General features: G+C 39.6%; 11 protein-coding genes, 1 pseudogene and 1 riboswitch. Of the genes and pseudogenes, 8 read left to right on the top strand and 4 right to left on the bottom strand.

Features of this window, described 5'->3' with window-relative positions; all coding sequences use genetic code 11:
• Window positions 1-2 precede the first annotated feature (2 nt).
• The 3 genes and pseudogenes from SULAR_RS06330 to SULAR_RS06320 all read right to left on the bottom strand — a co-directional run bounded on the left by SULAR_RS06330 (window position 3) and on the right by SULAR_RS06320 (window position 2,914).
• Window positions 3-416 (bottom strand): PAS domain S-box protein, encoded by a 414-nt coding sequence (locus tag SULAR_RS06330; RefSeq protein ID WP_008244164.1) that lies wholly within the window; start codon window positions 414-416, stop codon window positions 3-5.
• Window positions 417-493: 77 nt separating this feature from the next.
• Window positions 494-568: riboswitch (cyclic di-GMP riboswitch) on the bottom strand.
• A 146-nt stretch (window positions 569-714) separates the two neighbouring features.
• A pseudogene (gene uvrC, locus SULAR_RS06325) lies at window positions 715-2,504 on the bottom strand (excinuclease ABC subunit UvrC).
• Window positions 2,492-2,914: a DUF721 domain-containing protein gene (locus tag SULAR_RS06320; protein ID WP_238536368.1), complete on the bottom strand. Its 423-nt coding sequence runs from the start codon at window positions 2,912-2,914 to the stop codon at window positions 2,492-2,494. Before SULAR_RS06320 ends, uvrC begins: the two are co-directional and overlap by 13 nt.
• Here SULAR_RS06320 and SULAR_RS11255 point away from each other — a divergent pair.
• The 7 genes from SULAR_RS11255 (at window position 2,906) to SULAR_RS06290 (ending at window position 9,907) form a co-directional block, all read left to right on the top strand.
• A complete protein-coding gene (locus SULAR_RS11255) occupies window positions 2,906-3,052 on the top strand; it encodes a hypothetical protein (protein WP_188084890.1) in 147 nt (48 codons plus the stop codon). The genes SULAR_RS06320 and SULAR_RS11255 overlap by 9 nt on opposite strands.
• A gap of 2 nt (window positions 3,053-3,054) precedes the next feature.
• Entirely contained in the window at window positions 3,055-4,506 is a 1,452-nt protein-coding gene (nadB, locus tag SULAR_RS06315) for an L-aspartate oxidase (protein ID WP_008244156.1), read from the top strand.
• Window positions 4,507-4,557: 51 nt separating this feature from the next.
• Window positions 4,558-5,904 (top strand): sodium:proton antiporter NhaD, encoded by a 1,347-nt coding sequence (gene nhaD, locus SULAR_RS06310; protein WP_008244155.1) that lies wholly within the window; start codon window positions 4,558-4,560, stop codon window positions 5,902-5,904.
• Window positions 5,905-6,025: 121 nt separating this feature from the next.
• Entirely contained in the window at window positions 6,026-7,564 is a 1,539-nt protein-coding gene (guaA, locus tag SULAR_RS06305; RefSeq protein ID WP_008244154.1) for a glutamine-hydrolyzing GMP synthase, read from the top strand.
• A gap of 171 nt (window positions 7,565-7,735) precedes the next feature.
• Window positions 7,736-8,026: a hypothetical protein gene (locus tag SULAR_RS06300; RefSeq protein WP_008244153.1), complete on the top strand. Its 291-nt coding sequence runs from the start codon at window positions 7,736-7,738 to the stop codon at window positions 8,024-8,026.
• A gap of 66 nt (window positions 8,027-8,092) precedes the next feature.
• On the top strand, window positions 8,093-9,268 hold the full coding sequence (locus SULAR_RS06295; RefSeq protein ID WP_008244151.1) for a hypothetical protein: 1,176 nt from the start codon (window positions 8,093-8,095) through the stop codon (window positions 9,266-9,268).
• Between the two features lie 36 nt (window positions 9,269-9,304).
• Window positions 9,305-9,907 carry a transglutaminase family protein gene (locus tag SULAR_RS06290; RefSeq protein WP_008244149.1) on the top strand — a complete coding sequence of 201 codons (603 nt, stop codon included), beginning with the start codon at window positions 9,305-9,307 and terminating at the stop codon, window positions 9,905-9,907.
• A gap of 3 nt (window positions 9,908-9,910) precedes the next feature.
• Here the strand turns inward: SULAR_RS06290 and SULAR_RS06285 are convergent, their stop codons facing one another.
• Complete coding sequence (locus tag SULAR_RS06285) at window positions 9,911-10,402, bottom strand: histidine phosphatase family protein (RefSeq protein ID WP_008244143.1); 492 nt, start codon at window positions 10,400-10,402, stop codon at window positions 9,911-9,913.
• 142 nt (window positions 10,403-10,544) lie between these two features.
• Here SULAR_RS06285 and htpG point away from each other — a divergent pair, with 142 nt between their 5' ends.
• Window positions 10,545-12,407: a molecular chaperone HtpG gene (gene htpG / locus SULAR_RS06280; protein WP_008244142.1), complete on the top strand. Its 1,863-nt coding sequence runs from the start codon at window positions 10,545-10,547 to the stop codon at window positions 12,405-12,407.
• Window positions 12,408-12,448: the final 41 nt, after the last annotated feature.

The raw sequence follows: 12,448 nt of genomic DNA, 5'->3' as shown, positions 1-12,448 counted from the left end.
CTTTAATTACTTTCTTTTTCTAATAAATCCCTGTATATAGGAATTGTCTCTGTTACTTCTGTTTCAGATGCCGGTCTTCTGGCTGCAGTATAACCAGTGATCTCTCCATCAACGATGATAGGTGAAATATGTGAATAAACCCAATAATATCTGCCATCTTTTCTTAGGTTCTTTACGATACCGGTCCACTCTTTTCCGCCCTGTATCGTGTCCCAAAGTTCTTTGAATGCTGCTTTTGGCATATCTGGATGTCTGACGATATTGTGATTTTTGCCTACGAGTTCATCTTTGGTATATCCTGCTATTTCACAGAATTTTCTATTCGCGTATGTAATGATGCCTTTAAGATCTGTAGAACTTACGATCAAGCCTTTTTCAAAGATATACTCTTCATCAATTGGATCAGGTCTATTCATTGTATTATTCTCCCCCCTTTTGTAGTGTGTAGTGTAAGAAGTGTAGTTCCAATAAACTTACAATCATAAAGTTTACTGTTTGCAGCCTGGCAATCTTTATAAGACCCATGGCTTTCTGTCCTCACTTCACAATGAGTTTAGCTTTTAATTTAACGTTATGTATTACATAAGATGCACTAGAACATTGTTGTCTGGAAATACTGCAAACATAATAGCACTGCTAAAACTCTATAACAACTAAACTAAAAATAGATTGAATTAAGAAGTTTTTTAGTAAAAAATATTAAATTATGGTTGTTTATAGATTATAATTTTTAATAATGTTAGAGATTTTTTTATTCGTAACTTTTTCTATTTCTTCGTAAGATGCATTCTCTATGGCTTCAAATGTTCCGAAATAGTCGATCAACTTTTTGAGGGTTGCTTTACCTATGCCTTTTTTATTCAGAAGTGAGATTTGTGTATCCTCTTTACGTTTTTGTTTTGGTGGTAGGTGATGGCATAACGGTGTGCTTCATCTCTTTGGCGCTGTATCCAGTGCAGACGTTTGTCATTTGCTTTGAGCTCAAGAACACCATGGGAGGTATAAAGGATGTCCTTGGCCGCACCTTTCGCACGGTGTGCTTTGGCATCGAGCTTCTCTTTGGCTATAGCTATGACATCAAGATTGACATGGGCTTCTTTTAGAAGTTTTTTTGCAAGATTGAGATTGGCTTGTCCTCCATCAAGTATCCATAGGTCTGGAGCAGGTTCTTCTTTGAACTTCTCTATCCGTCTGGAGAGCATCTCTTTCATCTGTCCATACTCATCACGTTCATGCAGGATGTATCGTCGGTATGCTGTTTTATCCCATTTGTTTTCATCCCAGACTACCATACCACCCACGGTAGCAGCTCCCATAAGATGAGAGTTATCAAAAGTTTCTACACGGTAAGGAATGACAGAAAGGTCAAAGAGATCTGCTATTTTTTGTTCCATGAGCGTATCGCTTTGCGTTTTACGCAATAACTCTTCGCAGTTCTGCAGGGCTAGAGAGATCAGTTTGGCTTTAGGGCCGCGTTGAGGGGTAAGTATCTCTATTTTTTTGTTAAAGCGGGCAGAGAGACTGTGTGCCACCTGTTCTGAGTCTTCAAAGGTATGGGCCGTAAGGATCTGTTTGCTTATATTAGGGGTATCGATGGTATAGAATTCCAATAAAGCTTGTTTGTAGGCTTCATTCTCATCAAAAATATGTGTATGTCTGAAGTAGGAGTATGAGGATGAGATGATCTTTCCTCCGCGCATAAAGAGTTTGACGATCACTCCTTTTTCATCACCATTAAGTATGGCAAAGATATCAAGGTCCATTGCATTTGCAAAATCGATGTTCGATGAGATGGTGAGTGAAGAGATAGCATTGATGCTGTCGCGCATAGCCGCTGCTTCCTCATAACGTTCTTGCATAGCAAGGTTTGTCATCTTCTCTTCAAGGGCAGAGAGTAGATCTTTACGTTTGACAATGGATGTTTTGGCCTGCGTGACGATCTCTCCATAGGCTTCAGGTGATACTTTTCCTTCACAGGGTGCCAGACACTTTTTGATCTGGTAGAAAAGACAGGCTTTTCCTTCTTTTAAACAAGACTTTTTTTGTACAAGCGGATAGACCTCATAGAGTGCATCAAGCAAGGCTTTCCCACCGGTAGGGAAAGGGCCATAGTAGGTAATGTTTTTTCCTTTGATGACCTTTCTAGTAATCTCAAATCTGGGATATGCGACAGATTCATCGATATATATGTAGGGGTAGGTTTTATCATCACGAAGTAAAATGTTGTATTTGGGTTTGAGCTGCTTGATCAGCGAGTTTTCCAGGATGAGTGCATCCTCTTCTGTTTCAACTACGATATACTCAAGTCTACTGGCTTCATAGAGCATTTTGATGATGCGAGAACTTTGCGTAGGATTGGGTCTGAATTCAGGAGAAAAACGCCAATAGCTTTTGACCCTGTTTTTAAGGTTTTTGGCTTTTCCTACATAGAGCAGTTTGCCGTTTGTGTCAAAATACTGGTAAACGCCTGCAGAGGCGGGTAGATCTTGGATTACTGATTGCATGTGACTATGGCTTTAATACGTTCAAATTTTTCTTTGAGTTCGTTATCTGAAGGTGTTTCAAAATTTCCCTTGGCGCGTTCATGATAATGCGGGACACTGACATAAGAGACTTTTTCCTGAGGCATCGCATAATACTTGCTATGAAATACCACAACTTTTTCAGCCTGCATCATCTTACACGCTTCATCATGTTCGTTAAGCTGTGTTAATAGGGTTTTTAATAAATCTCTATTATAATTAAGTTCCATTTTAAAACCGGGGTGTGTGACTGCTATAAAGAGTGTTTCATCTTTGATGTATACAAAAGCAATAGCTTTTTGCCATTTGGGACTCAGAAGATCGATAAACTTTTGGTAACACTCCTGCCGTTTTAATGATTTAAACTGAGGCTGAGAAGATAAATGAGACAAAATTATATTGGCTTTTTTCATAAAGCGATTATATCATCACTTTGCTGTATCATCTTAACAGGGTGTGGCTACAAAACTGACCCTGTCTATGTAGAAGAGACTGTAGAGAACAATACAAGTACGAAGACAGAAGGTTAAAGATGCAGAAGTATGATGTATTGATCATAGGTGCAGGTATAGCAGGACTCTATGCAGCCATGCAGCTACCTGCAAGTAAAAAAGTCTTAGTAGTCTGTAAAGACATCCCTTGGGAGTGTAACACGTTTTATGCCCAGGGTGGTATGACAACCGCTTTGAATGAAGCGGATATTCCTCTTCATGTCGAAGATACCATGGCTGCAGGTTCGTATCATAATAATAAAGAGGCTGTGGAGATACTTTCACGTACTTCACTGGAGACCACGCCTGACATCATTTCTAGAGGGATGGAGTTTGATACAGATGAAGTGGGGAACATATTATATACGAAAGAGGCTGCACACTCTGTAGAGCGTATTATCCATGCTGGAGGAGATGCTACGGGGCGTTATATGCACTACTTTATGATGGTGCAAAACAAACACCAACTTCAGAAAAATACACTGGTGTATGATCTGCTTATAGACAATGGCAGATGTTTTGGAGTCAAAGCAACGGTCAATTATGAACCTACGACCATCTATGCGGATGATGTGATCATCGCTTCTGGAGGTATAGGCTCTCTTTATGCGTACAATACAAACTCCCGTACCGTTAGTGCTGATATACATGGTATTTGTGTGGAAAAAGGTATAGAACTTGCCGATATGGAATTTATGCAGTTTCACCCTACGGTATTTGTTGAGACCCCTTTTGCAAGAAAACTGTTACTGACTGAAGCACTTAGGGGTGAGGGTGCACATGTAGTGGATGAAGAGGGAAGACGTTTCTTGTTTGATTATGACGAGAGAGGAGAATTGGCCAGTCGTGATATTGTGGCTCGCGGTATTTTCAATCATAAGCGAAAAACGGGACAAAAAGCTTATCTTGATTTTTCCATGTTCGAAGAGAAATGGTTTGAACATCGTTTCCCTAATATCACACATACTTTTGCCAGACTTGGCTATAAATTTCCGAAAGATAAGATCGCTATTTCTCCTGCATTTCACTACTCTAACGGGGGTATTAAATGCGATACCAATGGCTGTATAGACGGTATGGAAGGCCTATATGTCATAGGTGAAGCCGCTAGAACAGGTGTGCATGGTGCAAATCGTCTTGCATCCAATTCACTGCTTGAAGGGGTGGTCTTTGCAAAACGTGCAGTGGACCATCTGCTTTCCAAAGAGCATAAAGCCATGAAAACACCTCTTTTTGAGAAAGATTACGGTAATATTCTGCACAAAGAAAACGATAAAATCTATAAACAAAAATTGCGTCAAGTGATGTGGGATGATATAGGGATTATCAGGACAAGAAAAGGTTTGCATGAAGCTAAAAATCTCATTTATGATATGAAAAATAAAGAGATAGGCAGATTACTTAAACTTAGACTAAATACTGCTTCTGCCATTGTAGATGCAGCACTTGCGAGAAAAGAGTCTTTGGGCTCGCACTATATAGAGTCTTTATAACGTTCCATGTATGGACAGATATGGCATACCAAAGAATTAGGAGAACAATTAATGACCACAGAGATATTACACACAGATTTGACAACCACATGGGTGGGGATCGCTTCACTTATCATATTTGTCGTAGGATACTACTTTATTGCAGCGGAAGATAAATACCTTATAAACAAAGCAAAACCGGCACTTTTTGCAGGAACAATGATTTTTATGTTGATCGGTGTCTATTATGCTATCAATGGTTTAGACGGGGCACATCTGCACCACGAAATAGAGTTGCTTATTTATGAGATCGCAGGGATATTCTTCTTCCTTTATGTGGCTATGACCTATATTGAAGCGATGATCGATAGGAATGTGTTTTCTGCTTTACGTTACAATCTTGTCTCTAAAGGGTATAGCTATAAAAAACTGTTCTGGATCACAGGTCTTTTGGCTTTCTTCATTTCTCCTGTTGCCGATAACCTCACCACAGCATTGATCCTTTCAACGGTATTGATCACCATTGATAAGACGAATAAAGCCTTTATTGTACCTTCCGCGATCAATATCGTTGTTGCGGCAAATGCAGGTGGTGCCTGGTCACCGTTTGGTGATATCACTACATTGATGGTATGGGTTGATGGCAAGGGGGCATTTGTTGATTTCCTTTATCTTTTCCCTGCATCTATACTGGGCTGGTTTGTCACGGCATTTCTATTGAGCCGTTTTGTACCGAACGGTACACCACCATTTGCAGCTGATGAAAAAAAGGTGTATATTTCTGCAGGTGGAAAAGTGATCATGGGTCTTTTCGCTTTAACCATTGCTTCAGCAGTTCTCTCGCATCAAGTGCTTCATCTGCCTGCAATGTGGGGAATGATGTTCGGTTTGGCTGTGCTTAAACTCTATATTTATAGAATGAGCAGAGAAGTAAGATATGATAGTGATGGTATTGTATGTCCTCCGGTCAATGTTTTCTCATTCATTGCTAAAATTGAAAATGATACACTGCTTTTCTTCTTTGGTATTTTAGCTGCGGTTGGCGGGCTTCACTTTTTAGGTTTCTTAGAATATTTCACGGCACTTTATTCTCAGTTTGGTGCAACTACCGTGAATATCGGGGTAGGATTCCTTTCTGCAATCGTGGATAACGTACCTGTGATGTCAGCAGTACTTAAGTCAAGTCCGGACATGGGTGCTTCTGCACATGCACAATGGATGCTTGTAACACTTACGGCTGGTGTGGGTGGTTCGCTTATCTCGTTTGGTTCTGCTGCCGGTGTGGGTGTCATGGGTAAACTTCATGGTATCTATACATTTGGTGCACATTTAAAACTGGCTTGGACCGTACTGGTAGGTTATATCGTATCTGTCTCTGTCTGGTATGTGCAGTTTCTTATACTTGGAATAGGCGCGTAACCTTACGTAGGTTTGGTTTATGGAATTAGTAGTTCTGAACATCCCTTAGAACTACTAAAAACGTATTTTTATAGTTAAGTTTTTTTTGAAAGATTTAACCATACATATACAAGGAAAGATGATGAAACAAGTACCTATATTAGTCTTAGACTTCGGATCACAATATACGCAGCTTATCGCTAGAAAACTGAGAGAGAGTGGTGTGTACACAGAAGTGGTACCGTATCGTGAGAGTATTGAAGACATTAAGGCCAGAAAGCCGCAAGGTATTATCCTTTCTGGTGGCCCGGCTTCTGTTTATGCGGAAGATGCGTATAAACCAGATGATGGCGTGTGGGACCTGGGACTACCTATCTTGGGTATCTGTTATGGTATGCAGCTTATCACACAGCACTTTGGCGGAAGCGTGATTGCAGCGGATCATCATGAATACGGAAAAGCAAAACTTCACATAGAAAACAATGGCGGTATCTTCAACAATATCTCAAATGACTCTATCGTATGGATGAGTCATGGTGATAGAGCAGAACGTATACCTGATGGTTTTGAAGTGATCGGAACCAGTGAAAACTCACCGTATGCAGCTATAGCTAATGAGAGTAGAAACATCTATGCATTCCAATTCCACCCGGAAGTACATCACTCTGTTGAGGGTACTGCGATGTTGAAGAACTTCGCTAAACACATCTGTGGTTGTGACAGTACTTGGAACATGGGGAGCTTTGCCAAAGAGAAAATCGCTGCTATTAGAGCCCAAGTGGGTGACAGAAAAGTCCTTTGTGGTGTAAGTGGGGGAGTAGACTCTTCTGTTGTTGCTGCTATGCTCAACGAAGCATTACCTAAAGAACAACTGATCTGTGTATTTGTGGACCAAGGACTGCTTCGTAAAGATGAAGCAGAGCAGGTACAGGATATGTTTAAATTGGTCGGTATACCTTTGATCACGATCGATGCAAAACAAGAGTTCATGGAAGCATTGGCAGGGGTAACGGACCCAGAGACAAAAAGAAAAGCGATCGGTGAGAAGTTCATTGAAGTGTTTGATAAAGAAGCAAAGAAACATACAGATGTAAGTTTCCTGGCACAAGGAACGCTCTATACAGATGTCATCGAGTCGGTCTCGGTCAAAGGGCCATCAAAGACGATCAAATCTCACCATAACGTAGGTGGACTTCCTGACTGGATGACATTTGAACTGGTTGAACCGCTGAGAGAGATCTTTAAAGATGAGGTAAGAAAACTGGGTCTTGAACTTGGACTTCCAAAGCATATGATAGGCAGACACCCTTTTCCTGGCCCAGGTCTTGCCATAAGAGTGATGGGTGAAGTCAATGAAGAGGCTTTGAGACTGCTTCGTGAGTCAGATGCCATCATGCAAGAGGAACTCAAAGCAACAGGTTACTATGACAAAGTATGGCAGGCATTTACCGTACTGCTGAATGTACAGTCTGTAGGAGTGATGGGGGACAACCGTACATATGACAATACGGTCTGTATCCGTATGGTAGAGTCAGTAGATGGTATGACAGCTACGTTTGCACATGTCCCGCATGATGTACTTGAGGGCATGAGTAGAAGGATCATCAATGAAATTGACGGGATCAATAGAGTGGTTTATGATATCAGCTCTAAGCCTCCTGCAACCATCGAGTGGGAGTAAGTTCTCCTATTTGATCTATGGGAGTTTGTTCAGTCAGTCATGTGACTTCGCAAGCTTCTTCTTAACAACCCTTGAATCCAATACCAATGAGAAAGAAAGAGAATCCTAGGCATACCGTTAGATGCAAGTCCATTGTGTTACAATAGTATTTACAAATAAAAAGGAAATAGAATGATGAAATGTATCCCCGCATATATTAAGTATATTCTCCTAGGTGTAATGGTCGGTCTTTTTATCATCTTGTCAATCTTTTATACACATAGTACACTTCAGCTAGGAGTAGCAATGGTCTTTGCTATACTTCAGAGCCGTATCACCTGTCCTAAGTGCGGTAACTCCCTATTGAAAGACAAAAATGGCTGGTATTTCTTTACTGTGAGAACAACTTGCCGTCATTGCGGACAAGATACAATGTTATGTGAAGTTGAACCTGATGAAGTGACCCAAAATCGTTTGCAGTAATGATACCTACAGACATAGCGTTTATTTGAAGTACTTCAACTATACTATTTTTTAAAGGAACCTCTTATGAAACAAAGGCTTATTTACACACTTTCATCTCTTGTTGTTACAACATTGTTGACTGCCTGCAGTGGTCAAATGACTGATAAAATGGCTGTAGTAGGACCCCCATCTTTATCTTCTGATCCTTGTGCTGTGATCGATCAAAAAGTGGTGAGATTGGATAGATTTACTGAAGTAGTACAAAACACCAGTGCTTTTCATTTAGAAGAAAAAGCTGCTGCGCTGACAGTACCGGGGATCACAGTCAGTACCAATAGAAAAAAAATGCTAAAAGATGCAGAGAAAAAATATGCAGAGTATGCTGCAGAGCATCAAAAATACGGTTGTGAATCTTCTATACATACAAGCACTGCACAAATGGCAGTGGTAAGTAAAGCTGCTCTCTTATCTAACCGATGTGATACTATCGATAAAAAACTGATAAAGTTGGATGAATTTATCGTCATGGTCAACCATACCAGCGCTTTTCATTTGGAAGAAAAAGCCGCGGCACTTTCGGTACCGGGGATCACAGTCAGCAATAATAGAAAGCAGATGCTGAAAGATGCAAAGAAAAAATATGCAGAGTATACGGTAGAACGCCAAGCATACAGTTGTCAAACACCTATGCCTATACACACTGCTGACATACCAGATAAAAAAGAAGTGGCAGAAAAACCTGTGTCGGTGACTGAACTATCAGCAGATAGTGATAAAAAAATGATGAAAGCAGATCCATTGACCACTAAGGTAAACACTATCGGTACTGTCGATATGAAAGAAAAAGCTGTAGCACTTCCGGCACCAGCAATCACAATGAATGAGAAGAAAGAACAAACACTCAGTATTGAACAGAAAAAAAATGCAGAACTTGAAGTAGAAAGTCAAAAATATACTGATACAACCCCTAGATCTTCTGGCACTACTCAAGTGGTTGAGAAAAATGCAGTGGCAAGTACACCTGATACGTCGTCTGATGTATGTGATGGGCTTGATAAAGAACTAATCGAACTGTATGAATTTATGATTATGGTAAAGAATACCAGTGCTTTCCATTTAGAAGAAAAGCTTCAAGCAATGCCAGTACCGGGGATTACGGTGAGTCATAATAAAAAGAAAATGTTAAGAGATGCAGAGAGAAAACGTGTAGAACTTTCAGCAGAGCGTCAAAAACAGGGTTGTAAATCAGCTGAAGAATAATAAGAAAATATATTTTGAAATGGGTGTAGTTTTGGTATGAAAAGCGAAAGTAAAAAACATCTATCCCTTCTTATTATGGCTATTTCTTTTATAGCCTTTATCTACGGTACGATCAGAGCGATGGATATCGTAGACAGGACCCATATAGATACATCTAATGGGTTCTATAGATCCTATGTTACGACCTCCCAAGAGATACAAGAGAAAGCATTTGCACTAACAGCGCATTGTTCCGATGAACTCTGTAAAATACAATCCTTATTGGATTTTGTGACCAATATCCCTTACCAGACCAACACTTTTCAGCAGTATTCTGCACAAAAAACAATACAGCAGAATTTTGGAGATTGTGATGATAAGAGTAATTTACTTATTTCTATGCTACATGCATTAGGGATAGAAGCCTATTTTGTTTTGGTACCCAAACACATTTTCGTCATTACAGCCATAGAGGATGAACGTTTAGATAAGACAAAAGGGCTTTGGGTCAATAACAAGAAATACTTTATCCTCGAAAGTACAGCCAGAAATTCAAATATAGGTTTTCCTTTACGTTATACACTGGATCAGATCGATGTCATTGTCGAGCCATTCTCAAACGAAAAACTTTCTATAGAGAGTCTAGAGTGGAAAGAGTAAAGGTCATGTATACATTTTGGGGTAAATAAAAAAGTTCAGTTTTGCTTTTTCGGGTTTTAATTTCTTCCAATGCTTGATAGGAAGTTTCAAAGCGACGATACCTAAAGTAGGTACATTGTCAATGTAGTCATCGAGCATCAGGTCTGTTAATTCAGTTGTTTCGGGATTGTGCCCAACGATAAACACATCATCATATTTGTCTTTGATCTCTTTAATAATGGAAATGACATCCAGAGGTTCTGCCATATAAAGAGCATCGATATATTTTATTTTTCCCGTATAACCTATCTCTTTGGCTAAACCTTTGGTTGTGAGTTGGGCTCTTTTGGCTGAACTGGAGAGTATGAGATCCGGCATTACTTTTTTCTCTTTGAGTGCATTTGCCATGGTAGGGATCGCTTTTTCACCTCTTTTATTGAGACCCCTATCGAAGTCACTTTGACTCTCATCACTCCAATCTGATTTTGCATGTCTTATAAGGTATAAATTTTTCATATTTTTATTATAGCAAGATAAAGAAATATTTTAAAACAAAAATACTTTAGTCAATAACACTAAAGTTTCCTTCAGAAAACTTGTAAAATTTAGAAAAATATATTATAATCCCACAAAATTAATACACTATAGGAGAAATAGCATGGCAAAACATCAATTTCAAACAGAGATCGGTCAACTCTTAAAACTGATGACACACTCTCTTTATTCAAACAAAGAGATATTTATACGTGAACTTGTATCTAATGCTTCAGATGCGTTAGATAAATTTAATTATCTTTCTCTTACAGATGAAAAGTTCAAGAAAAATGAGTGGTCTGGAAAAGTATTTATTAAATTAGATAAAGAGGATAACTCTCTTACCATCGGTGATAATGGTATAGGGATGAATGAGACCGATTTGATGGACCACTTAGGGACCATTGCCAAGTCTGGTACAAAAGCATTCATGGAAAACTTGACCGGTGATGCTAAAAAAGATTCAAATCTTATCGGTCAGTTCGGGGTAGGGTTCTACTCTGTGTTCATGGTTGCAGACAAAGTAGATGTGATCTCTAAAAAGGCAGGTGAAGAGCAGGCTTACATGTTCAGCACTGACGGTACAGGTGAGTATGAAGTGAAACCTGTGACGAAGGAAGCGCATGGAACGATCATCTATATCAAACTTAAAGAGGATGAAAAAGAGTTCTTAGATAAGTGGAGAGTACAAGAGGTGGTGAAGAAGTACTCAAACCACATTGCATACCCTATTATGTTGAACTACTCTGAAGAGGAGACAGAAGGTGAGGGGGATGAAGCAACGACTAAAATGGTCCATAAATCAGAACAGATCAATGCGGCTACTGCACTCTGGACACTTCCAAAATCTGATTTGAAGAAAGAGGATTATGTAGAGTTCTATAAAACATTGGCCCATGGAGATAATGAACCATTGAGCTATCTACACAATAGAGTAGAGGGTGCCAATGAGTTTACCACACTTTTCTATATCCCTAAAACTGCGCCTATGGATATGTACAGAGCAGATTATGAAGCAGGGGTTAAACTCTATGTGAAGCGTGTATTTATAACCGATGATAACAAAGAGTTACTGCCACCGTATCTGCGTTTTGTAAAGGGAATCATTGATTCTGAGGACCTGCCGTTGAATGTCTCTCGTGAGTTACTCCAGGAAAACAGAATTTTGGCTAACATTAAGCAAAATTCAACAAAGAAGATACTCCAGGCTATTAAGAAACTAAGCGGTGAAGAGGCAGATACATTTATTGGACAATACAATAGAGTAATGAAAGAGGGTATCTACACAGACCATGTGAACAAAGAGTTATTGCTCGATATCGTAAAGTATAAAAGTTCGACAGAGGAAGGTCTTGTATCGTTTGAAGAGTATGTGAGCCGTGGTGATTCTGAGAAAAAAGAGATCTACTATATGGTAGGTGATGATGAAAAAGTACTCAGAAACTCTCCACTTCTTGAAGCTTATAAAAAAGCAAATATCGAAGTACTTATCATGGATGATAAAGAGGTGGACAGTATCGTTACTCCTATGATAGGTGCCTATAAAGAGTGGAACTTTAAAGACATTACAACGATTGAAGCACCAGACTCTAAGACGGAAGAAGAGAAAGAAGAGATCTCTAAAGAGTTCAAATCGCTTACGGATAAGATCAAAGAGGTATTGGGTGAAGAGGTTAAAGAGGTGAAAACTTCCACAAGACTGACATCCAGTCCATCATGTGTACTGAAAGACAGCTCAGATCCTATGGCGAGTATGGCAGCGATGTTTGCACAAATGGGACAGGAAATGCCGGAGATACCTTTGATACTGGAGATCAATCCTGACCATGAAATGATCAAAAAGCTTGATAAACTCGATGACGAATCTCTCTTTTCCGATCTATCATGGATACTTTTGGATTCTGCAAAACTCTCTGAAGGACTTGAGCCTAAGGATAAAGGAGCATTTGCACAACGCGTAGCTTCTTTAGCGACAAAAGCACTGTAAGCTTATCTGAGCAGGTACACCATTCTAGTGTACCTTGCACA

It is taken from the genome of Sulfurovum sp. AR, assembly GCF_000296775.1.
Classification (GTDB): Bacteria; Campylobacterota; Campylobacteria; order Campylobacterales; family Sulfurovaceae; genus Sulfurovum; species Sulfurovum xiamenensis.
This window is presented reverse-complemented; position numbering and strand designations above follow the sequence as displayed.